This is a genomic window from Shewanella sp. Koi 1 (assembly GCF_052907445.1).
The window spans coordinates 3,440,355-3,463,306 of record NZ_JBREJM010000001.1 but is presented as its reverse complement, the minus strand read 5'-3'; the positions used below and the strand labels follow the sequence as shown (position 1 = coordinate 3,463,306).

Below are 22,952 nucleotides of genomic sequence, written 5' to 3'. Positions count from 1 at the left end.
AGGTTGCTGTGCTCGAAAAACGAAAGCTTAGTGGTAGCAAGCTTTTTGTGAAGAAGTTTGGTGGCACTTCGGTGGGTTCGATTGAACGCATCGAAGTGGTTGCCGAGCAAATTGCAAAGTCCGCTCACAATGGTGAGCTGCAGGTCTTGGTGCTTTCTGCTATGGCAGGGGAGACCAACAGACTATTTGCGCTTGCGGCGCAAATCGATCCCCGCGCGAGTGCGCGGGAACTCGATATGCTGGTCTCGACGGGAGAGCAAATCAGTATTGCGTTAATGGCGATGGCGTTACAACGTCGCGGCATTAACGCGAGATCCCTGACTGGCGATCAAGTCCAAATTCATACAAACAGTCAGTTTGGTCGAGCGAGTATTGAGCGTGTCGATACGGCATACTTAACTTCGTTGCTAAACGACGGCATTGTGCCGATTGTGGCTGGTTTTCAAGGTATTGATCCCAATGGTGATGTAACAACCCTAGGGCGCGGTGGTTCTGATACTACGGCAGTGGCACTCGCTGCGGCGTTAAAAGCCGATGAATGCCAAATCTTTACCGACGTGCCCGGTGTATTTACGACCGATCCGAATATCGATAGTAGTGCCAGACGCCTCGATGTGATTGGTTTTGATGTGATGCTAGAAATGGCAAAACTGGGCGCTAAGGTGTTGCATCCCGACTCGGTTGAATACGCACAACGTTTTAGAGTACCACTGCGTGTATTGTCCAGCTTTGAGGCGGGCCATGGGACATTGATCCAATTTGGTGATGAATCAGAGCTAGCGATGGCCGCATCCGTGCAAGGTATTGCAATTAATAACGCTTGCGACCTTAACCATCGAAGGTTTGTTTACTAGCAGTGAGCATTATCAAGCACTGTTAGCCTGCTTGGCACGGCTTGAGATTGATGTTGAGTTTATTACCCCGCTCAAGCTCAATGAAACCTCAGCAGCCGAATGTGTCAGTTTTATGCTGGCCGAAGCCAAGGTCGATATTTTATTGCATGAGCTAGAGCTTTTAAGCGAAAGTCTTGATCTAGGCCAATTGATTGTTGAGCGTCAACGTGCAAAAGTGTCTTTAGTTGGCAAAGGTTTACAGGCAAAAGTTGGATTATTGACTAAGATGTTAGATGTATTGGGTAATGAAACAATCCATGCTAAGTTACTTTCGACATCGGAGAGTAAATTGTCAACTGTGATCGATGAAAGGGACTTACACAAGGCGGTTCGAGCGTTGCATCACGCCTTCGAGCTAAATAAGGTGTAATTAAATAACTGTTTGAGTATTGAATACTATTAATTTGTACTCAGCTGACCCTATAATATGCCCATCTACCGGATGAGTGCCGTGTGTAAGCTGAATTAAGACATAAAGGAGCTATCGAATGCTGATTTTGACTCGTCGTGTTGGCGAAACACTGATGATTGGTGATGAAGTCACAGTTACAGTGCTAGGGGTAAAAGGCAATCAAGTGCGTATTGGTGTTAATGCACCGAAAGAGGTTTCTGTCCACCGTGAAGAAATCTATCAACGCATTCAATCTGAAAAATCAGGTACACCTTCAGAAGGTGGTAACTTTTAATACGGCGCTTAGGCGAGTATTAGCGACATAGAAGAGTCAGTTTTTTAACTGGCTTTTTTATTTTTTGAACCGAAAGATTGGCGCAAATCAACACATTGGATGGATATAACAGCAATGTGATTAAAAACGCTTCAAACAGAAGTTGTTTCAGAAAAAGGGTTTGACTTATTTTCGTCAAACAGTAATATGTGCGCCAAGAAAACGGAGAGGTGGCCGAGTGGCCGAAGGCGCTCCCCTGCTAAGGGAGTATGGGCTTTATCTCCCATCGAGGGTTCGAATCCCTCCTTCTCCGCCATTTCTTACCGATAAAAGTGCGCGTGTAGCTCAGCTGGATAGAGTACCTGGCTACGAACCAGGCGGTCGGAGGTTCGAATCCTTCCACGCGCACCATTTTATTGAAGCAAGATAGATACAAGTCGCGCATGTAGCTCAGCTGGATAGAGTACCTGGCTACGAACCAGGCGGTCGGAGGTTCGACTCCTTCCATGCGCACCATCTCTGCATTAGTTATGTTTAACTCATCAGGTTTGAATTTCAGACGAAATTTTGTAATTAGTGCTTCAAGTAAGTGTTTTAAGCGCGTGTAGCTCAGCTGGATAGAGTACCTGGCTACGAACCAGGCGGTCGGAGGTTCGAATCCTTCCACGCGCACCATATTCAATCTCAATGCGAATGTGTTGAGATAACAGTTAAAAATGCGCATGTAGCTCAGCTGGATAGAGTACCTGGCTACGAACCAGGCGGTCGGAGGTTCGACTCCTTCCATGCGCACCAATTCGCCGACAGAGCTTTAGCTTTGTTAGCAAAACGCAAAAATCGCGCGTGTAGCTCAGCTGGATAGAGTACCTGGCTACGAACCAGGCGGTCGGAGGTTCGAATCCTTCCACGCGCACCATTTTAGTAAGTATTAGCTTACAAATGCAGATTTTGCGGAGAGGTGGCCGAGTGGCCGAAGGCGCTCCCCTGCTAAGGGAGTATGGGCTTTATCTCCCATCGAGGGTTCGAATCCCTCCTTCTCCGCCATTCTATTCCTAGTGAATAGATTTAATTTGCGAGACTTAAGTGCTTCTTCTAGACTCAAGTCTATCGGTAAGGTGGCAACTTACCCAGTATTTAAGCGCGTGTAGCTCAGCTGGATAGAGTACCTGGCTACGAACCAGGCGGTCGGAGGTTCGAATCCTTCCACGCGCACCATTTACTTAGTTAGATTTAGATAAGCCCTGCAAGCAATTGCAGGGCTTTTTTAATGAAATTTTTCTGCTTCATCTCGAATCAATCCTTATCTCTTCCCATGCTTTAAAACCTTGATAATTCGCTTCTTGCGCCACGCTATGTTTAATCTAGTACCTATGCCTTAAGCGATGATGTTATCGCGCTGGCTTGCTGTTTAGCGCCTGATAAAGAGATAGCTGTAAGGGTTATCTTGACTCGCAAGTTGAGCTGTAAAAGAGACGAAGAGATAAGCATGGAACAAGGGATTGATGAGTGACTTCGCGTCTTAGGGACGAGTCCTGAGAGAGGTTTGAAGAGTGTTAGCGCAGCAATTTGGGGAAATAAAAAGGGCTGTAAAATACAGCCCTTTTTAGCGTAGATGTCGTGATTAGGCTTCTAGCTTAGCAAACTCGGCTTTTTGCTCTTTTAGTTTGTCCATATCACGGCTCAGATCGGCCATCTTGGCGCGTTCTTTATCAATGACGGCTGGCGGTGCTTTCGCCACGAAGCCTTCATTCGATAATTTACCTTCGATACGGGCAATCTCTTGAGTCAGCTTCTCAAGCTGCTTGTCGATGCGAGCCATTTCAGCCGCGACATCCACCAGACCTGCCATCGGAATCAATAATTCCATTTCGCCAATCAGACCTGTGGTCGACATTGGCGCTGTTTCACCTTCGCCAAGAATCGTCATGCTCTCTAAGCGCGCAAGCGTTGTGAAGAAGGCTTGGTTAGCTTCAACACGGGCTTGATCTTGGGCGCTCACGCCACGCAGTAGGGCATTTAATGGCTTAGAAGGCGCAATATTGAGTTCGGCACGGATATTACGTACTGCAACAATGACTTGCTTAACCCACTCGAGATCGGCCATCGCGGTCGCATCTACTTTGGCGGCATCATAGCTTGGGAATGGTGCCAGCATGATGGTGTCGCCTTGAGCGCCAGTCAGCGGTTTAACGCGTTGCCAGATGGTTTCAGTGATGTATGGCATCATTGGGTGCATCAAGCGTTGCATCGCTTCTAACACATTGACCAGCGTATGGCGGGTGCCACGCATTTGCGCTTCATTGCCGTTTTGCAGTACTGGTTTAGTTAACTCTAAATACCAATCGCAGAACTGGTTCCAGGTGAACTCGTACAGCGTGTTCGCTGCAAGGTCGAAACGGTAGTTTGTCATGTGGTCGTCGTAGGTTTTCACGGTTTGGTTGAATAAACCGATAATCCAGCGATCCGCCAGTGACAGTTCCATCTCACCGCCTTGGTAATCCGGTGAGTTCGGGCCGCAATCTTGGCCTTCTGTATTCATCAGCACGTAGCGTGACGCGTTCCAAAGCTTGTTACAGAAGCTGCGGTAACCGTCTAAACGCTTCATATCCCAGTTGATATCACGGCCAGTTGAGGCCATTGCCGCTAGGGTAAAGCGTAGGGCATCGGTACCGTGAGCTTCGATACCGTTTTCAAATTCTTTACGGGTGCTCTTTTCGATCTTGGCGGCGAGTTGAGGTTGCATCATGTTGCCAGTGCGTTTTTCAACTAGGGCTTCTAGATCGATACCGTCAATCATATCCAATGGGTCAAGTACGTTGCCCTTAGATTTTGACATCTTGTTACCCGCTTCATCGCGGATAAGGCCTGTCACATAAACGGTTTTAAATGGCACCTGTGGCTTACCGTCTTCATCTTTGATGAAGTGCATGGTCATCATGATCATACGGGCAACCCAGAAGAAGATGATGTCAAAACCCGTCACCAACACGTCGGTCGGGTGGAAGGTTTTTAAATCTTCAACATTGTCAGGCCAGCCTAAGGTTGAGAATGTCCACAGGGCAGAGCTGAACCAGGTATCCAGTACGTCTTCATCTTGGCGCAGGGCAATTGAATCATCGATATTGTGCTTAGCACGCACTTCAGCTTCGTTACGGCCAACATACACCTTACCGTTAGCATCATACCAAGCGGGAATGCGGTGACCCCACCATAATTGGCGAGAGATACACCAATCTTGAATGTCGCGCATCCAAGAGAAGTACATGTTTTCGTACTGCTGCGGCACAAATTTAATGTCGCCATTTTCAACGGCTTCTATAGCGGTTTTCGCCATAGGCGCAACGGCGACGTACCATTGGTCGGTCAGCATTGGTTCGATTACTACGCCTGAGCGGTCACCGTAGGGCACTTTTAGGCCGTGTGGCGCGATTTTTTCGAGCAGACCTAAGGTTTCAAATTCGGCCACGATAGCATCACGAGCTTTGAAACGATCAAGGCCTGCGAAACGCTCTGGCAGGCTACCATCTAAGCTAGTGTTGATGGTGCCATCGGTATTGACGACTTCAGCGGATGCACGAATGGCCGCATCTAAGGTCAACACGTTGAACATAGGAAGCTTGTGACGTTTACCTACTTCATAGTCGTTAAAGTCGTGGGCAGGAGTGATCTTCACACAGCCTGTGCCAAACTCCATGTCTACATAGTCATCGGCAACGATAGGGATGCGACGATTAACGATAGGCAGCAGAATAAATTTGCCGATCAGCGCTTGATAACGCTCATCGTCTGGATGAACTGCAACCGCGCTATCGCCCAGCATAGTTTCTGGACGTGTGGTGGCGACTTCGAGGTAATCTTTACCGTCGGCAGTCAGCTCGCCATCGGCTAATGGATAACGCAGGTGCCACATGTGGCCTTGCTTTTCTTTGTTTTCCACTTCGAGATCAGAAATCGCGGTGTGTAGTTTAGGATCCCAATTCACTAAACGTTTACCACGGTAAATCAAATCATCTTCATAGAGACGGACAAACACTTCTTGTACGGCTTTAGACAAGCCTTCGTCCATAGTGAAGCGCTCACGGTCCCAATCCACTGAGGCGCCCATACGACGCAGCTGCTTAGTGATGGTGCCGCCAGATTGCGCTTTCCATTCCCATACTTTTTCCATAAAAGCATCGCGGCCAAGGTCATGGCGGCTCTTGCCTTCTTCGGCTTCAAGCTTACGCTCAACCAGCATTTGAGTCGCAATACCCGCATGGTCAGTACCGACTTGCCACAGGGTGTTTTTACCCTTCATACGTTGGTAGCGGATCAGTGTATCCATGATGGTATCTTGGAAAGCGTGGCCCATGTGCAGACTGCCCGTCACGTTAGGTGGCGGGATCATGATGCAATAGTTGCCCTGTGAGGCATCGCCGTGGGGCTTAAAGTAACCTTGCTCTTCCCAGTTTTGGTAAAGAGTCTGCTCAATGGACTGAGGATCGTATGTTTTTTCCATGGGAACGTATCTGTCTCAAGCTAAATTAAGTGGATGTGTTGCTAAATTTTGGGTTGTTAATTCAATCCCTAAGCCACGATATTGGCGGTAGCGTTCACGTGCTATCGCTTTATGTTGGTCGTCATTAGCCACAAAATCGAAGATTTGACCAAAGTTTACCGCAAACGGAGGTACTTGGTCTGCAAGATTAATCAGAAGTTGGCGACTTTTGTTTGGGCCGAGTCTGTCAAAACCGATTTCAACAGGTGAGCCTGTGGTGGGGCCTTCACCTTTGAGGTTATGGGGGACAAATGCACTGGGTTCAAACTGCCATAGTAACTCGTCGATTTCGAAGGCGATGTTCTTGTCCTGACAGTGAATATAGACCTGCTGCTGGTTTATAAATCCCTGTTGGGCTAGACGGCAAGCCAATTGATACATGTCATTAAGGGCCGTGTTCACGCCCATCGGCGGCAGTAAATAAAACAGCGCTTGAGTCATGATTTCAATGCCTTGCTTTAAGTTATAGACGAACGGGTAAGTCTACACTAAAACTCAAGCGGGGTTAACGCTTAGCATCGGGGTTTTTCACGGGAGCTTGAGCGGAGGGGACAGGGGTTGGCTTAAGCCGTTACTGTGCCAAATGTGCACAGCTTAAGTACTCGCTTAAGACTAAGAGTAATGGTTAAACGACTATGGGTTTTGGGGATATAAAAGCAAAGCGCACCCGAAGGTGCGCTGGTTGAAAGACTGGTCAAACAAACTATTCCTCCTAGGTTATTGAGCATTGTTATTAAAGGATTTTATTGACGCTTTGTGAATAAACAACACATATCGCATTAGATTTTGTTTATTCAGCAGGTTAACTCACTTTCAACTTACAATTTTAACTTACATTTTCACTTACGATTACACTACAGAATATAAATAAAGGAATCTGGCTGATATTAGTACTCAAAAAGGTACTGGGTATTTTGCTGTTAAGCAGCTCGCCTTGTTCCGTGTTATCTAAATTCTTTTTACTCACTATTTGTAATATGCCCACTTGCTCATATTACCGATAACGCTATTAACCTCCTCATATTGTTTGACTGTTAAGAAGCTAATTCACCTAAAGTGGTCTTTCATGGTACCTATGGTGGCTCTATTGCTGACGTCCTCCTCTTGGATTGTTACATTTGGGCTCAAAGAGTTTGTAAGACTAAAATTGGCAATATGATGTAGTAGGTTACTCCTTTATGATCGACTCGTGTGTTAACACCCATTTAGTGCGTTTGTCGTTAGTTGTTGGTCATTGGTCTCTATTTTTTAGTAACCTCGCATCTCATTTGATCATCAGAGGAAAACGCATAAATATTACAGCTTGGCGTTACCGAATTTATGTGGCCGTCTTAATATGACTGCCGTAATGTGACTGTCTTAATGTAACTGCCTGTGTCACTATTTTTGAGTATGAGTTTTGTGTGGCGGCGTACTCCTTCTTATGGTGATATTTAACGCTTTTAAGTTGAAATTCACATCACTTCGATTCTGCTGTCACTTAGTAAAGTGTAGTAGTTATTTACAGGTTCACACTCTTTTTACTGGCCATTAGGATGGTCTATCAAACTTTTGCTAAAAATGTGACCTATTAAACCTTATCTACTTTATGCTCTCGAAGTGATGTGGTCTCGCACTAACATCTAGTAACTTAAGCTGCATCTTCCTCCTCATAATCATCCTCGACATTAACAGCATCTTCGGGATGAGCAATGGATGCGAAACGTTGTGCTTCAGGTTTATGGGTTAATCGATTGAGTTGTTTCTCTAATTTTTGACCCATGGCCGTAATGGCTGCATAAAGATTGTCGTGTTTTGCTTGAGCAAAAAGTTCTCCATTTGGGATGCCAACCGATGCTTCAATTTTGAAACCAGGTTTCTCCTCTGTGATGATGACATGGGGATTAATCAACTGCACATCGTGCCTAGAAAGTTTGTCAAAACGGCTTTCAATGCGTTCACGGATTGGGGCAGTGACTTCTAGTTGTTTGCTCGTAATCTTTAGCATATGTTGCACCTTCTATTTGTTTCCTTCGATTTCAGATTACCAATCTACACCCTTAAAAACGAGATCTAAATCACATTTTTTACCCTGTTCAGTTCTGTTCGTTGGTTATTTGATCGCTTAGACAAATCTCGCGGATTCTTGGTCGAAAAGGCTTGAATTGGTTATCGGAACAGGCCATATTTGATGGGATAACTGCGCAGTCTTTCCCATCATTTACCTATCTTTACTTTAAGTTTTTCATTAGATCCCGATAAAATACCTTCACTTATTTCATTGCTCAGTCGAGTGGCAGGTATTATGGAAACCGAACATATCAAAGTTAAAGTCTGGGATTTACCCACACGCTTTTTTCACTGGGGCATGGTGGCCCTCATGGCCTTACTTTGGTGGAGCGCCGAAGTGGGAGAAATGCAGTGGCACCAGATTTTTGCTTATAGTTTGTTGATTTTGATTGGCTTTCGGCTTTTATGGGGCTTGATTGGCAGTGATACTGCGAGATTTAGTCACTTCGTGCATCATCCCAAGGTGGTGTTTGAATATTTGAAAGACGTTCGCTCAAAGGGCGTGTCAGTGGTTTTAGGGCATAACCCGATGGGCGGTTATATGGTGATTGTGTTGATTGCCATTATCAGCTTACAGCTCATCACTGGACTCTTTGCTACCGATGATGTGTTTACCGAAGGTCCTCTGTACAGCTATGTGAGTACTGATACTGCTTCGTTTCTCACTTGGTTGCATAAAATGAATTTCAACCTCATCTTAGCCTTGAGTGCCGTGCATGTGTTGGCTGTCGTTGTACACGCGCTTAAAGGTGACAAATTAGTGGGAGCCATGCTCAGCGGTTATAAACGGGTGTCTAAAGTTGAGCACGCCGAATCTGAAACTCAGTTGGTGTTTAAATCACACTGGTTGGCCTTAATCGTGCTGTTAATCATCGCTGGAGTGGTGTTTACCTATTTGATGTGGCCCATAGTACAAGTGCTCTAGCCAATGCTGAACATTAAAAAAGCCTGCATGTAGCAGGCTTTTTTATTAGACATTACAACGCGTAATTAGTCTTTTTTGTACACGTCGTGACAGCCTTTACAGCTCTTGCCTGTGTTCATAAAGGCTTGCTTGATTTCAGCTTGGTCACCTTTTTGAGCCACAGTCGCTAAAATAGCGGCATTTTCTTGGAAGGTTTTCATCTTAGCGTCGAAGTCAGCCTTATCTTGCCATACTTTGGCTAGCGCTTCAGTATCGCCTTTATCTGAACCTTCAATAAAGCCTTCGAAAGGAATGTGCGAAAGAGCAGCAACATTGTTGGCGCGCATCGCGAAGGTTTCAGCTTCGAAAGGTTTCTTGCCTTTCATCATTGCGCCCATATCGCCAAAGTTATAAGCAATCAGGCCAAATGCAGATTGGCGATATTCAATCGCGTCCTTCGCATCTTCAAAATTGTGTGCTTGTGCAGTTGAAGCCAATAAGGTACCGGCAACGAGAGTCAGGAGTAATTTTTTCATCGTATTCTCACAAATTAGCGTCGAAGTGTGACATTGCGCTCCTATTGTACACAAATTAACTCAATGTACTAGAAGCATTTTTGTCAGTTTTTGTCTAGGCAGGAGGGATAAACGTAACAAGTTATTTGTTGGTTGAGTAAATCTGCTAAACTGCCGTTGTAATGCTTAAACAATACTACTGGGGCGATTATGCGAGCCAATTGGGACTTAGTTTTAGAGAAAATATTGAGCCATGGAAACTATGAAGAACTCTCAGTGTTGTTCCATTTATTGCTGACAGAAGAAGAGCGCAGTGCGATCGCGGGACGATTAAAGGTATTTCAATTATTACTCGATGGTGAGATGAGCCAGCGGCAAATAGCGGCGGAATACGAGGTCAGCATCGCCACGATCACACGCTGTTCAAACTATTTAAAGAATATGGCACCCAGCCATAGAGAAAAAATTCAACAGCTCATCAAATAAGGTCGCTGTGGTGCCTTTATCCTTAAATAGCCTAAAACATTGGGGTGACAGGCAACTTATGACGACGATAAAGCGTACGTCTTACCAGAATGTAGAAGCTGTAGCTTAAGAGTAATATGGCTAATAATGGGTAAAACTTTTCGGGTAAAAACTTAAAGATGGACAATGCACCTAGCAAGTATAAGAAGGGTAATAGGTCATAAATCATCTTAGGGATCCCGCCTGATTTCCTACGTTTGATAGGGTCGGTACGACGGTTTTGGGAGCGCATAGTGTAAATTCTTGCGCCAAGCACAAAGATGACAGCTGAAGCAATCAAAGCATAATTGGGTTCGAGCAGCATAAAGCTTGCGATGCCTAATGCCATATAACCATAAGGTAAAGCTTCGTATACAGGTTTTGTTAACATATGCACTCCGTCGCGTGATATCGAAATAGGTTTAAAACCCTAATATTCCAGTTAAAAATGCTAAATCTATCTAAAACTTCCGTGTTACCTTTGGATTATAAACATTTGTTGATAAAAAAAGCACCTCCTTATGTAAGGAAGTGCTTCATTATCTTGCTCGGGTTAGTGAGCTTTAGGCGTTACGGCCTAGATTAGCCGCGGCAACCGCAACCGCCATTGCCATCACAACCTGTTTTTGGTGTGTCGCATGCTTCATGATCGTGGTCATGGTGATGATGACCATGATTATCAGAACCGCCACAACAGCCACCCGCATCTTGGCTTGAACCACCACAGCATCCGCCGCCGTGGTCATGATCATGGCTGTGTCCATGGCTACCACATCCGCCGTGGGCATGGATATGGCCATGGGCAACTTCTTCTGCAGTTGCAGCGCGAACATCGATAATTTCAATGTTGAAGCTCAGTGCTTGACCCGCTAAAGGATGGTTGCCATCAACGATGACCACATCATCTTTGACTTCGACAACTTGCACTGGGCGTTGACCCATTTCTGTCTCGGCAATAAAGCGCATACCAGGAACGATATCTTCGATATCACCGAATGCTTCTAATGGCACAGCTTGACGCAGACCATCGTGGTAAGGACCGTAGGCTTCTTCGGCACTAATAGTCACATCCAGTATTTCGCCCTTGGTTTTACCTTCTAATGCAGCTTCTAATCCAGGGATCAGGTTTTCTGCACCGTGCAGATAGAGCATAGGTTCGGCATCAAAAGAGTCTTCTAAAAGTCTGCCGTCTTGATCTGATAAACGGTAATGAATGGTTACCGCGCTGTGTTGGGTGATCTTCATATCGCCTCCGGTTCGGAATGTGCGCGCATAATAACGTGCTTTTGGGGCGCTGGCGATAATTTGAAGTTGCTTATGTTAGATATCGCACAGCTTTTTGTTGGCGTGATGAACAGCCATTTGGAGAGAAATTTACGCCAAATTGTTGATGGATATCACTTGTGGTTTGTTGGCCTCGAAAGTGGATTTACATAGCTTAATCTAAAGGTATTACGACATGCTTGATATAATTAATTGAATTTAAATGTTTAAAAGCAGGTGTATTTGTGTAGCGTTACGTTTACGTCAACAGTTTTCAATTGATGAAATCGCATTTTTACCCTAGGAAAACTTGATATTAATGAATGTTAAGAGGCGAATTTGAGGCTGTGAAAGATTTGTTCATAAATAATCCAGTTAGGGGGTTGACAAGGCTAGGTGAAAAAGGCAATTCTGTTTTACATCACATTGACATGGATTAGCCCAAACGTATGCATAGCCTAGGTTTTGTAGTAATTACCATTATTACAACCACCACTACAACCAGAGTGGGGGCGGGCTGATACACCCTAAAGAATTTTAACGACGAGCCCGCTTCCCACAAAGAAGCGGGCTTTTTTGTTTCTAGCTTATGTTTCTTAGTCGGGCGCGGTACAGGAGATCAAGATGAAAGTTATGAAATTTGGTGGTACCTCGCTTGCAAATTGGCAGCGATTTTCAATGGCGGCGGATATCGTGGCCAAGGCGGCGAAAGCAGAACCTGTGGCTACTGTGCTCTCTGCGCCCGCGACAGTGACAAACGCCTTGCTAGAAATGGTCGATGTGGCGGTCAAAGGGGAAGATTATTCGCCAGTCATTCAACACGTTGAGCGGGTGTTTACCTCGCTCTATCAGGATGCGGTCAGTTCTGGACTCTCGAGCAGTCAAAGCGAAGTGTTGTTCGCCGGACTGAGTGCGCAGCTTGCACGTTGGCAGGACAGATTACGCGGTATTACGCTGCTGCAGGAATGCCCTGACGGGGTGCGCGCCGAAATCGTGGTTGCAGGCGAGCGTTTGTCTGCTGCTTTGATGGAGCAAGTCATGCTGGCCAAAGGTATTACTTCATCGCAGCTAGACCCACGTGAGTTGTTTTTAGGCCGTGGTCGTCCACTCGAGTCCGTGGTGGATATTGCAGTCAGTAAACCGCGATTCAAAAATCTTGCCCTCGATGAAAAACGGGTTTGGGTGATGCCTGGCTTTACTGCCGCCGATGAAGACGGCAAGGTCGTGACCTTAGGCCGTAACGGCTCTGACTATTCCGCAGCCGTGCTGGCCGCTTGTTTAGATGCTTCAAGCTGTGAGATCTGGACCGACGTTGACGGCGTATACAATACCGATCCTCGGGTTGTTACCGATGCTAAGTTGTTGTCACAGCTCAGTTATCAAGAGGCGATGGAGCTGTCTTACTTTGGGGCTAAGGTGCTGCATCCTAAAACCATTGCGCCTATCGCCCAGTTTCATATTCCCTGTTATATCAAAAACAGTTTTAACCCCGATGCGCCTGGCACTCTGGTATCGAATCAGGCCGATGAAAGCGGTTTGCAGGTGAAGGCCATTTCTAATCTGGATAATCAAACCATGTTTGATGTATCAGGCCCCGGCATGAAGGGCATGGTCGGCATGGCGAGCCGCACGCTGGCGGCGATTTCCCGTAGTGGCGTTTCCGTGTCACTCATCACCCAGAGTTCTTGCGAATACAGCATCAGCTTTTGTGTGGCTACAAGCGAGTCCGCCAAAGTGAAGTCGGCGCTGGAGCAAGAGTTTGAGCTAGAAATCAAAAGTGACTTACTCGAGCCGATTGAAATGCGCCATGACTTAGCAATCGTCTCCTTGATCGGTGATGGCATGCGTACCCATAAAGGTGTGGCGGCGCGGTTTTTCCAAGCGTTAGCGCAGGCGAGTGTGAATATCATCGCGATTGCGCAAGGCTCTTCTGAACGTTCTATTTCAACGGTAATCGAGCAGCGAAAGACCAAGCATGCGGTTGCCGCCTGTCATCAGGGTTTTTTCGATGTGCAGCAATATTTGGATGTGTTTTTAGTGGGTTGCGGCAATGTTGGCGCAGGTCTACTCGAACAAATCAAACATCAGGCGAGCGTGTTAAAAGAGCAGCACATTAGCATTCGTGTCTGCGGCATAGTGAATTCAAGCAAGATGTTACTCGATAGTGCGGGTATCGATTTAAATAATTGGCAAAACCTGCTTGCCGACAGTCAGCAGCCAAGCGATCTTCCGGCGCTTCTGGCTTGGGTGAAAGAGCAACAATTATTAAACCCTGTGCTGGTGGATTGTACTTCAAGCGATCAAGTATCGAACCAGTATTTAGAGGTGATGAACGCGGGCATGCACGTAGTGACGCCGAATAAAAAGGCCAACACTCGCGATTACGCCTATTACCAAGCTTTGCGTCAAACAGCATTAAAGCAACGTCGTCAGTTCCTGTATGAGACCAACGTTGGCGCCGGATTACCCGTTATCGATAACTTGAAAAAACTGTTATTTGCTGGCGATAAGTTGCACAAGTTTAACGGTATTTTGTCAGGCTCCTTATCCTTTATCTTCGGTAAACTCGATGAGGGTATGACACTGTCAGAAGCGACTAAACTGGCGCGGGAAAAATGCTTTACCGAGCCCGATCCCCGTGATGATTTAAGTGGTATGGATGTGGCGCGTAAAGTGCTGATCTTAGCCCGTGAAGTGGGTTTGAAACTTGAGCTAAGTGATATCGTTGTCGACTCAGTCTTGCCTGACGATTTTGATGATTCAGGCGATGTGGAAAGTTTTATGGCGCGTTTACCCGAGGCTGATGCCGCTATTGCGGCGCGAGTGGCAGAGGCGAAAGCGCAGGGTAAAGTGCTGCGTTATGTGGGGCAGATTGAAGAAGGTGCGTGCTATGTGCGTATCACCGAAGTCGATGCCACCGATCCGCTCTATAGCGTAAAAGGCGGTGAAAATGCCCTGGCATTCTACAGCCGTTATTATCAGCCGATTCCCTTTGTGCTACGTGGTTATGGTGCGGGTACAGAGGTCACTGCGGCTGGCGCCTTTGCCGATGTATTAAGAACCTTAAATTGGACTCGTGAGGTGAGTGTATGAGTTTGACCGTTTACGCTCCCGCCTCTATGGGTAATGTGGGTGTGGGCTTTGACTTATTGGGCGCAGCACTAGCGCCCATCGATGGCAGTTTACTGGGCGATAGGGTCACGATTGCAGCGGCGGATGCGGGAGTGAGCCTTACTCAAGTGGGTGCTTGGGCGCATAAATTACCCAACAATCCGGAGGATAATATCGTTCATCAATGTGCGGTGTTTTTCTTAAAAGCCCTTGGAAAAGAAAACCAAGGCGTGGCATTAACCCTAGAGAAAAACTTGCCCGTCGGCAGTGGCTTAGGCTCGAGCGCCAGTTCTGTGGTTGCTGCTCTTTACGCGTTAAATGAGCATTTCGAACGACCGTACGATAAACAAGCGCTACTCGAACTCATGGGCGAGTTTGAGGGCAAGATCAGCGGAAGCGTGCATTATGACAATGTCGCGCCCTGTTATTTGGGCGGCATGCAGCTGATGCTCAATGTGCCCGGTGCTATCTGTGAGCCGATTCCCAGTTTTAAACAATGGTATTGGGTGGTGGCGTATCCTGGGATTTCACTCTCAACGGCCATGATGCGTAAACTCATGCCAGAACAATACGATAAGTCCGTGGCAATCGATTTTGGGCGTTATTTGAGTGCCTTTGTGCACGCCTCTTATCAGCAAAACGCCAAGCTTGCGATTCAAGTCTTGAAGGATGTGTTGGCCGAACCTTACCGCGCGGCGGCGATACCGGGTTATGACAACGCTAGGGCGGCGCTGGCCGAATTAGGCATGTTAACCACTGGCATCTCCGGCAGTGGGCCAACGCTGTTTTCGGTAACAGACGATCTTGCGACCGCTAACGCCGCCAAGGCGTGGTTAGAGGCTCATTATCTGACTGAAGCGGGGGGCTTTGCCCATGTGTGCCGCCTCGATGAGCAAGGTACGCGCCGAGTCGATTAATTTTCTTACTTTTAAAAGCATTAAGCCCAAGCCTAAAGGCTTGGCACTGATAAGGTCGAGTGAGCATGGAACTATATAATTTAAAACACCCTTCGCAGACAGTGAGCTTTAAGGAAGCGGTGCAATTAGGACTCGGTAAAGACAGAGGGCTGTTTTTTCCTACTCAAATCCCTGTGTTGCACGATATCGAGGCGCTGCTGGCGATGCCTTTTGTCGAGCGCAGTAAAAAAGTGCTCGGCGCTTGGCTTGCCTCTGAGCTTGGGCAAGACGCGGTAGATAAACTGGTCGAGCGCGCCTTTAATTTCGATTTGCCCTTGGTGGCGGTCGATGAGCAGCGCTCGTGCCTCGAGCTTTTCCATGGGCCAACTTTAGCATTCAAGGATTTTGGTGCGCGCTTTATGGCGCAATGCATCAATGCCTTTGCTCAAGACTCGCGCTTAACCATTCTAACCGCGACCTCGGGTGACACTGGGGCGGCGGTGGCCGATGCCTTTTATGGCCTAGATAAAGTCAATGTAGTCGTGCTCTATCCTAAGGGCAAAATCAGTGAGCTACAGGAAAAGATGTTCACCACCTTAGGTAAGAACATTCACACTGTGGCAGTAGCGTCCGATTTCGATGCTTGCCAGCACTTAGTCAAACAGGCTTTTGAAGATAGCGATGTGCGTGATGGCTTGCATTTAAACTCGGCCAACTCAATCAATATCAGTCGTTTGCTGGCACAGATTTGTTATTACTTCGAAGCGGTCGCCCAATCGAAACAGCGCCATGAGGCCGATCCTGTGATTGCCGTGCCCAGTGGTAATTTTGGTAATCTCACCGCGGGCTTGTTTGCCAAAGCCATGGGTTTACCTGTTAAACGTTTTATTGCCGCCACCAACGCCAATGACACTGTCCCACGTTATTTAGAGAGTGGTGATTGGCAGCCTAATCCTACTAAAGCCACTATGTCCAATGCGATGGATGTGAGCGAGCCAAGTAACTGGCCGCGCGTCGAGGCCATTTGCGAGAAACTCGGTTGGCCATTGGCGGACCTAGTGGGGATTCGTTTATCAGAGGCGCAAACCTCGGAGGCGCTGGCCGAGTTACATGCCAAAGGTTATGTGTCCGAACCCCATGCAGCGATTGCAGCCAGAGCCTTAACGCTTAACTTAGTGCCTGATGAAGTGGGGATATTTTTAGGTACGGCGCATCCTGCCAAGTTTAAGGACGTCGTAGATAGAGAGCTTAACCTCGATTTACCTCTGCCTGCAGAACTTAAAGCGGTGGAGCATAAACCCATACTCTCGGCTGAATTAGCCGCCGATTTTGCTCAGTTAAAGTCACATTTATTTGCGGTGTTAAGCTGAGGTGGTTAATCGCCATTAAGCCACAGGTAAAAGGGAGTCGATTGACTCCCTTTTTTACAAGTGTAAATGAGGCTCGAGAGAATTAATCAAAGCTTATCATCCACAGTGATTATCAAACCTTTATATAACCATATGAAATCAAATTAATATTTGTAACTTAGTGTATTGGTTGTCGTTAAAGGGATGTGAGTTGCTTCACAATTAAGTTGAATCGAATTCGTTATGTTCGCCCGCCTATTTAGGATTTAACAATTGGATAAACTGTTTTGTTTAAATGTGCCTTATCAGGGATTTGCCTTATCTTTTTTCTCTCAAGTTGCGCCTTAGAACCCCCTCAATTACCACGGCGCATTAACGAAGCCTATGATTTTGAAGTGACTCACTGTGACAGTTTTGCGCTAGTCACAGGTGTGAGTCGCCATGCCAATAACCTTGCCGAAGCAAAACAATCCGCCGCCTTACAAGGAGAAGAGTTAGGAGGCACCCATATAGTGTGGCTGCAAACGGATATGGGCGAACCAACCAAAGTGGTGGCGATAGTCTATAAGTGCCTGCTTTAAATCGGATACCTTAAGCGATGGCTTTCTTACGGGAGTTCAAGCCGATGGCATCCTCAGTTGATGCAGACTAAGCTTAGGAAGGCGATGGGAACGCCGCGGCTCTAACGGTAAACTCACTGCGTTAGACATTCTCGATGAGGACGAGAATAACCGATTATGGGGCGACTATTGTGCCTAGGTTCGTTTTTCAGCTTAGCCATATCCTGCTGTTATGTATTTTTATTTTCCCCGCTTTAGGTGTTCCATCTGAGGCCAGAGCGCCCGTTTGCTTAAATCCCCTCAAAGTGGGTTATAACGATTGGCCGCCCTATGCCTGGGAAGATCCGCAGGGGGAGGCGCAGGGGTTAGATGTGGAGCTGCTTCGCGCCTTTGCCGAACACTTTGGCTGCGAGGTCACTTTTATCAATGTGCCGGCTAAGCGTTCGCATCAAATGCTGAAAAGTGGCTCCTTAGACATGATGATGGGCGCCACTAAAACCGCTGAACGTGAAGAATATGCCTTATTTTCCGCTGCCTACCGTAATGAAGAAGTACGCCTGTTTGTATTGGATGAAAACAAAGACAAGATCCGCTTAACCCAGTGGCAGGATATTTTTAGCCAGAAACTGCGTTTGTTGGTGCCTATCAGTGGTTGGTATGGGGTGGATTATGAGCAGACGCGGCAGCGCTTGGAGCAAGAGCACCTGTTGATACTCAGTCCCGATGCCGATAAGTCAGTGCAAATGCTCACCTATGGCCGTGCGGATCTGATTATTGGTGATGCCATGGCCATGCCTTATATCGCCAGTCAGCATCAAGGGGTGAGGTTATCACCGCTAAAGCCAGTGTTGGACCGCAACCAAATTCACTTAATGCTCAGCAAACAAACCCTTTCATCAGCGCAATTAAAGCAATTTAATGCTGCAATTAAGGCGTTAAGTACCAACGGGGAAATTGCCCGAATTGTATATAAATGGCAGCAAATTTCGTTGGCGCAGCAAACGAAAACCAGCCATCAGTTTAATTCGCTCTCCGCGCAATATGCCGACTTACTCACCTTCGATTAAACCTGAGAAATACCGTTAAGATTATCGGTATAGCAAATGGTAAGCCTATGACACATTTGCTAAAACTTCTGTTGCCTTCAGTTACTGCTCTCTCTATCAATTTCTGCTAGCTTGTGGGATTACTTTGCCAGACTTTGGGTCATCATTCGTCAATCACGCCCACTAGAAAGTCCATTGCTAACAATAACAATAGGATAGAGATTACACATGAAACTTCGTCATTCTGTTGCCTGCTGCATGCTCGCCCTTGGCACTTTGTCCGCAGCCCACGCCATCGCTCAACCTGCCAGCAATCAAGGTTATTACCGTGCGCCAGCATTGCATGACCAAACCTTAGTCTTTACGGCCGAAGGCGATCTTTGGACTCAAACGCTCGGGCAAAAGGCGGCGACGCGCCTGACCACTTTACCCGCCGAAGAGTTAGGTGCGGCCATCTCCGCCGATGGTAAATGGGTGGCTTATGTCGCCAATTATGAGGGCGCGAGTGAGGTTTATGTCATTCCTGTCGCGGGTGGTGTGGCCAAACGAGTGAGTTTCGAAAACAGCCGAGTGCGCGTGCAAGGCTGGACCGCAAAGGGCGAAGTGCTTTATTCCACCGACAGTGGCTTTGGCCCTGCGAACAATTGGATGTTGCGACTGGTGAATCCAGAGACCTTGGCGACGACCGACTTACCACTTGCCGATGCGGTGGAAGGGGTGGTCGATGCCAATAATCAATATGTGTACTTTACCCGTTTTGGCCTGCAGGTCACCGGCGACAACGCTAAGGTTTATCGCGGCGGCGCTAAGGGTGAGTTATGGCGCTTTAAACTCGGTGGCAAAGACGAGGCGCAGTTGCTCAGTGGTCAGCATCAAGGTTCGGTGCGTCAGCCTATGCTATGGCAAGACAGACTCTACTTTATCAGCGACAGCGATGGTAACGACAATCTCTGGTCCATGGCTCTGGATGGCAGTGACGCGAAACAGTTGACCCAATATAAAGATTGGCAGGTGCGCGGCGCGCGCATGGACCAAGGGAAAGTCGTGTTCCAGCAGGGCGCCGATATTCATGTTTTTGATATCGCCTCTGCCAAAGACTCATTATTAGATATTGAATTAACGTCCGATTTCGCCCAGCGCCGCGAACATTGGGTAAAAGATCCTATGGATTATGCGACCTCAGCGAACCTTGCGCTTGCGGGCGATAAAGTGGTGATCACCGCCCGTAGCCATGTGGCGATTGCGGGAATTGATGGTTCACGTTTAGTGCAAGTGGCACTGCCTGGTACCTATCGCGTGCGCAATGCGATTATGAGTCAGGATGGTAAATCGGTTTATGCCATCAGTGACATGAGTGGCCAACAGGAAATTTGGCAATTCCCTGCCGATGGCAGCAGCGGCGCGAAGCAACTCACCAAAGATGGCCATACCTTAAGAATGACGCTGAGTCTGTCAAACGATGGCCGCTACCTTGCCCACGACGATAACGATGGCAATGTGTGGTTGCTGGATCTGAAGAAAAATTCCAATCAAAAAATCATCAGCAACGGTGAAGGGCTTGGCCCCTATGCAGATATTCGCTGGTCGGCCGACAGTCGTTTTATCGCGTTAACTAAATCCGAAATCGGTAAGCAAAGGCCACAAATCGTGCTGTATTCTGTGGACGAAAATAAGGCACAAACGCTCACCAGTGACAAGTATGAGTCCTATTCGCCGACCTTTAGCAGCGATGGCCAGTGGTTATATTTCCTCTCTAATCGCCAGTTTACTGCAACACCAAGTTCACCTTGGGGCGACCGCAATATGGGGCCTGTATTTGATAAACGTAGCCAGATTTTTGCGATTGCCTTAGTGAAGAATGCCAAGTTCCCCTTTAGCAAGCCCACAGAGCTGACGGCTAAGACGACGGAAAAGGCAGATTCTAAAGATAAACCGACGCCGATAAAAATTGATTGGGCGGGAATTGGCGAGCGTTTATGGCAAGTGCCTGTCGATTCTGGCAATTACAGCCAGTTAACTGCCATTGATGGTCGTCTCTATGTGCTCGACCAAGCCATTGGCGATGACACCGAGCCTAGCTTAATGACGATTAAGTTTAGCGAGCAGCGTCCTAAAGCCGAAGTGTTTGCCGAAGACGTGGCGAACTACAGTGTGTCCGCTGATGGTAGCAAGTTGTTGCTGCGCAAAAAAAGCAATGAAAAGTCGCTGCTTATCGTCGATGCGGGCGACAAGTTGGGGGATACCGAAAACGCCAAGGTGCAAACGGATCAGTGGCAATTAGCGATTTCACCCACCCTAGAATGGCAACAAATGTTTGAAGATGCCTGGTTAATGCACAGGGACTCCTTCTTCGATAAGAAGATGCGCGGCCTCGATTGGCAGGCGACCAAGGCCAAGTACCAACCGCTACTTGACCGTTTGACTGACCGTAACGAGTTGAATGATATCTTTATGCAGATGATGGGTGAGCTAGACTCGTTGCACTCGCAAGTGCGGGGTGGCGATCTGCCAAAAGACCCAGACGCGGCCAAAGGCGCGAGTTTAGGCGCGCGGCTACAACAAACTAACGATGGGGTAAAAATTGCCCATATCTATCGTAATGATCCTGAACTGCCAAGCCAGGCATCGCCCTTAAGCCGTATCGAAGTCGATGCGAAAGAAGGCGATATGTTACTCGCCATCAATGGCACTCCTGTGACTAATGTGGCCGATGTGACTCGTTTATTGCGTAATCAGCAGGATAAGCAGGTATTACTCGAGCTTAAACGCGGCGGCCAAAACCATAAAACCGTGGTGATGCCGGTTAGCACTCAGGTCGATAGCCAATTACGTTATTTAGATTGGGTTAACCACAACGCAGGTGTCGTGACCGAGGCGAGTAAGGGCAAGATTGGTTACCTGCATTTATACGCCATGGGCGGCGGCGATATTGAGAGTTTTGCCCGCGAGTTTTACACCAATTACGACAAGGACGGTTTGATTATTGACGTGCGCCGTAACCGCGGTGGCAATATTGATAGTTGGATCATCGAAAAACTGTTGCGCCGCGCTTGGGCATTCTGGCAGCCAACCCATGGCACGCCTAATACCAATATGCAGCAAACCTTCCGTGGCCATTTAGTGGTGTTAACCGACGAGCTAACGTACTCAGATGGTGAAACCTTCTCGGCGGGGATTAAGGCGCTGGGCATTGCTCCGCTCATTGGTAAGCAAACTGCGGGCGCTGGCGTGTGGTTATCGGGTCGTAATTCACTCACAGATAAAGGCATGGCGCGGGTCGCCGAATATCCGCAATATGCGATGGATGGCCGCTGGGTACTCGAAGGACATGGGGTAACACCGGATATCGAGGTGGATAACTTACCCTTTGCGACCTTTAATGGCCACGATGCGCAGCTCGAAACGGCCATCAGCTATCTTAAGGATGAGTTGATTAAGCAGCCTATCCCCGCATTGAAGGCGCAGCCTATGCCGGCGAAAGGAATGGCAGAAGACATAAAAGCTAAGTAATTAGCTTAAAAAATAGAAATTTAACTAAGGTTTAAGTTAGCCGAGTTAAGCTGGCTTGGTTCAATGTTAGGGTGTTGTCTTGTGGTTCCCGAGACAACACCTTTTTTTATGCCCACTCATTAATGTTTTCGCTGGCATCAACATAGGCTTGCAGGGTGTTGACCTGTTGTTGATTGGCCATTTGCCCCACAGTTGCGGCTCTAGCCGAATCGTTGTGACTCAAATAGTAAGCCGTGGGAGCCGAAATCCCATCGTTCGTTCCCATCGCGATATTGACCATGTCCGATGCAACCTGATATTTCATTTTGGTCGCTTGAATATGGGCATATTGCTCAACACCCGCCTTCACTTTGCTTAAGTCTGGCGCATGAGGTTGTGGGATCGGGTCCACCTGCGACAGTTGTTTCGCTTCATTAGACAGGGTCACAGTACTCGCGCTGGCGGGGGCGGCTGCTGCCGTACTCGTCGTGGCTGTTGCTGCTGGCTGTTGATAGGGGGTTGCGGTATTACGATAGGCTTGGATTTGCATAGCTGACCTCGAGTGTGAGCGTGCGATATGGCGTTATCATACGGTAACTGAGCTTGAGCTAAGCTGAACGGGTGGGGAAATAGGTCATCGGAGAGGGCAAGTTTATCGCGATAAACTTGCCCCAAATCGTTAAAACTTAATTTGAATGTCTGTCGCTAACGTATTGGCGATAAAGCAGTTTGCGTGTGCTTTTTCGTGAATTTTCTCAAGAGTCTCAGCAGAAACCTCGACACCTTCGGCAAACACTACCTTAGGATTTAAGACCATTTTTGTGACCGCAAGCTTGCCAGCCTCGTTTTTCCCCAACTCAGCCGAAGCCTCGTCGACATAGGAGACGACAGGGAGACGTTTAAGATGAGCGATGGCGAGGAAGGTCAACATATGACAGGAGGATAAGGCTGCAAGCAGGCTTTCCTCTGGATTAACCAAGTGTTCATTGCCCTTGTACTCGGGGGCTGAAGATGCCTGAATCGTTTGACCGCTGCCAAACGTAATGCTGTGGTCACGGCAGAATTCGCCTTCTTCGGCTGGAGAGGTTTGCCAATTCACCGTTAAGTTAAAGCCCATGTTTTTCTCCTCATTGCAGGACATCAGGGCACTATAGCTTAGCTAAAAAGACTT

The 22,952-nt window shown here is 47.5% G+C and carries 17 protein-coding genes, 8 tRNA genes and 1 pseudogene; 18 read left to right on the top strand and 8 right to left on the bottom strand.

Annotated elements, in window-relative coordinates:
- Nucleotides 1–8 precede the first annotated feature (8 nt).
- From ACUZ8J_RS15340 to ACUZ8J_RS15295, 10 genes and pseudogenes are all read left to right on the top strand, one after another.
- Nucleotides 9–1,263 (top strand): annotated as a pseudogene (locus ACUZ8J_RS15340) (aspartate kinase).
- Nucleotides 1,264–1,381: 118 nt separating this feature from the next.
- Nucleotides 1,382–1,579: a carbon storage regulator CsrA gene (gene csrA, locus ACUZ8J_RS15335; RefSeq protein ID WP_006082602.1), complete on the top strand. Its 198-nt coding sequence runs from the start codon at nucleotides 1,382–1,384 to the stop codon at nucleotides 1,577–1,579.
- A 203-nt stretch (nucleotides 1,580–1,782) separates the two neighbouring features.
- Nucleotides 1,783–1,874, top strand: a tRNA-Ser gene (locus ACUZ8J_RS15330).
- 18 nt (nucleotides 1,875–1,892) lie between these two features.
- Nucleotides 1,893–1,969 (top strand) — tRNA-Arg (locus tag ACUZ8J_RS15325).
- Nucleotides 1,970–1,997: 28 nt separating this feature from the next.
- A tRNA-Arg gene (locus tag ACUZ8J_RS15320) sits at nucleotides 1,998–2,074 on the top strand.
- Between the two features lie 82 nt (nucleotides 2,075–2,156).
- A tRNA-Arg gene (locus tag ACUZ8J_RS15315) sits at nucleotides 2,157–2,233 on the top strand.
- A 43-nt stretch (nucleotides 2,234–2,276) separates the two neighbouring features.
- Nucleotides 2,277–2,353, top strand: a tRNA-Arg gene (locus ACUZ8J_RS15310).
- A gap of 44 nt (nucleotides 2,354–2,397) precedes the next feature.
- Nucleotides 2,398–2,474: transfer RNA gene (locus tag ACUZ8J_RS15305), tRNA-Arg, on the top strand.
- A gap of 36 nt (nucleotides 2,475–2,510) precedes the next feature.
- Nucleotides 2,511–2,602, top strand: a tRNA-Ser gene (locus tag ACUZ8J_RS15300).
- Between the two features lie 94 nt (nucleotides 2,603–2,696).
- A tRNA-Arg gene (locus ACUZ8J_RS15295) sits at nucleotides 2,697–2,773 on the top strand.
- A gap of 406 nt (nucleotides 2,774–3,179) precedes the next feature.
- Here the strand turns inward: ACUZ8J_RS15295 and ACUZ8J_RS15290 are convergent.
- The 3 genes from ACUZ8J_RS15290 to hpf form a co-directional block, all read right to left on the bottom strand.
- On the bottom strand, nucleotides 3,180–6,056 hold the full coding sequence (locus ACUZ8J_RS15290; protein ID WP_279767415.1) for a valine--tRNA ligase: 2,877 nt from the start codon (nucleotides 6,054–6,056) through the stop codon (nucleotides 3,180–3,182).
- 15 nt (nucleotides 6,057–6,071) lie between these two features.
- Entirely contained in the window at nucleotides 6,072–6,536 is a 465-nt protein-coding gene (locus tag ACUZ8J_RS15285) for a DNA polymerase III subunit chi (protein ID WP_011716230.1), read from the bottom strand.
- Nucleotides 6,537–7,725: 1,189 nt separating this feature from the next.
- Nucleotides 7,726–8,082: a ribosome hibernation-promoting factor, HPF/YfiA family gene (gene hpf, locus ACUZ8J_RS15280; RefSeq protein WP_011621920.1), complete on the bottom strand. Its 357-nt coding sequence runs from the start codon at nucleotides 8,080–8,082 to the stop codon at nucleotides 7,726–7,728.
- A gap of 297 nt (nucleotides 8,083–8,379) precedes the next feature.
- On the opposite strand from hpf, the gene ACUZ8J_RS15275 reads away from it, so the two are divergent.
- Nucleotides 8,380–9,069 (top strand): cytochrome b/b6 domain-containing protein, encoded by a 690-nt coding sequence (locus ACUZ8J_RS15275; RefSeq protein WP_446694287.1) that lies wholly within the window; start codon nucleotides 8,380–8,382, stop codon nucleotides 9,067–9,069.
- Nucleotides 9,070–9,134: 65 nt separating this feature from the next.
- On the opposite strand, the gene ACUZ8J_RS15270 is transcribed toward ACUZ8J_RS15275, so the two are convergent.
- On the bottom strand, nucleotides 9,135–9,584 hold the full coding sequence (locus tag ACUZ8J_RS15270) for a c-type cytochrome (RefSeq protein ID WP_011625579.1): 450 nt from the start codon (nucleotides 9,582–9,584) through the stop codon (nucleotides 9,135–9,137).
- Between the two features lie 189 nt (nucleotides 9,585–9,773).
- Between ACUZ8J_RS15270 and trpR the strand changes: the two genes are divergently transcribed.
- Nucleotides 9,774–10,049 carry a trp operon repressor gene (gene trpR / locus ACUZ8J_RS15265; protein WP_011621923.1) on the top strand — a complete coding sequence of 92 codons (276 nt, stop codon included), beginning with the start codon at nucleotides 9,774–9,776 and terminating at the stop codon, nucleotides 10,047–10,049.
- Nucleotides 10,050–10,080: 31 nt separating this feature from the next.
- On the opposite strand, the gene ACUZ8J_RS15260 is transcribed toward trpR, so the two are convergent.
- Entirely contained in the window at nucleotides 10,081–10,458 is a 378-nt protein-coding gene (locus ACUZ8J_RS15260; RefSeq protein WP_126512698.1) for a hypothetical protein, read from the bottom strand.
- A 191-nt stretch (nucleotides 10,459–10,649) separates the two neighbouring features.
- The gene (gene slyD / locus ACUZ8J_RS15255; RefSeq protein WP_446694286.1) at nucleotides 10,650–11,312 is read right to left on the bottom strand and encodes a peptidylprolyl isomerase; all 663 of its coding nucleotides are present in this window, start codon (nucleotides 11,310–11,312) and stop codon (nucleotides 10,650–10,652) included.
- A gap of 642 nt (nucleotides 11,313–11,954) precedes the next feature.
- Between slyD and thrA the strand changes: the two genes are divergently transcribed.
- From thrA to ACUZ8J_RS15225, 6 genes are all read left to right on the top strand, one after another.
- On the top strand, nucleotides 11,955–14,423 hold the full coding sequence (gene thrA, locus ACUZ8J_RS15250; protein ID WP_446694285.1) for a bifunctional aspartate kinase/homoserine dehydrogenase I: 2,469 nt from the start codon (nucleotides 11,955–11,957) through the stop codon (nucleotides 14,421–14,423).
- Nucleotides 14,420–15,358 (top strand): homoserine kinase, encoded by a 939-nt coding sequence (thrB, locus tag ACUZ8J_RS15245; RefSeq protein WP_446694284.1) that lies wholly within the window; start codon nucleotides 14,420–14,422, stop codon nucleotides 15,356–15,358. Before thrA ends, thrB begins: the two co-directional genes overlap by 4 nt.
- A 65-nt stretch (nucleotides 15,359–15,423) precedes the next feature.
- Complete coding sequence (thrC, locus tag ACUZ8J_RS15240; protein ID WP_446694283.1) at nucleotides 15,424–16,707, top strand: threonine synthase; 1,284 nt, start codon at nucleotides 15,424–15,426, stop codon at nucleotides 16,705–16,707.
- A gap of 290 nt (nucleotides 16,708–16,997) precedes the next feature.
- A complete protein-coding gene (locus ACUZ8J_RS15235; RefSeq protein WP_041412956.1) occupies nucleotides 16,998–17,267 on the top strand; it encodes a hypothetical protein in 270 nt (89 codons plus the stop codon).
- 134 nt (nucleotides 17,268–17,401) lie between these two features.
- Nucleotides 17,402–18,313, top strand: coding sequence for a substrate-binding periplasmic protein (locus ACUZ8J_RS15230; protein WP_446694282.1), 912 nt, complete (start codon nucleotides 17,402–17,404; stop codon nucleotides 18,311–18,313).
- A gap of 207 nt (nucleotides 18,314–18,520) precedes the next feature.
- Nucleotides 18,521–21,802 (top strand): S41 family peptidase, encoded by a 3,282-nt coding sequence (locus ACUZ8J_RS15225; protein WP_446694281.1) that lies wholly within the window; start codon nucleotides 18,521–18,523, stop codon nucleotides 21,800–21,802.
- Between the two features lie 106 nt (nucleotides 21,803–21,908).
- Here ACUZ8J_RS15225 and ACUZ8J_RS15220 read toward each other — a convergent pair whose 3' ends face one another.
- Nucleotides 21,909–22,331 (bottom strand): hypothetical protein, encoded by a 423-nt coding sequence (locus ACUZ8J_RS15220; RefSeq protein ID WP_126512708.1) that lies wholly within the window; start codon nucleotides 22,329–22,331, stop codon nucleotides 21,909–21,911.
- Between the two features lie 129 nt (nucleotides 22,332–22,460).
- The gene (locus ACUZ8J_RS15215; protein WP_126512710.1) at nucleotides 22,461–22,898 is read right to left on the bottom strand and encodes an OsmC family protein; all 438 of its coding nucleotides are present in this window, start codon (nucleotides 22,896–22,898) and stop codon (nucleotides 22,461–22,463) included.
- Nucleotides 22,899–22,952: the final 54 nt, after the last annotated feature.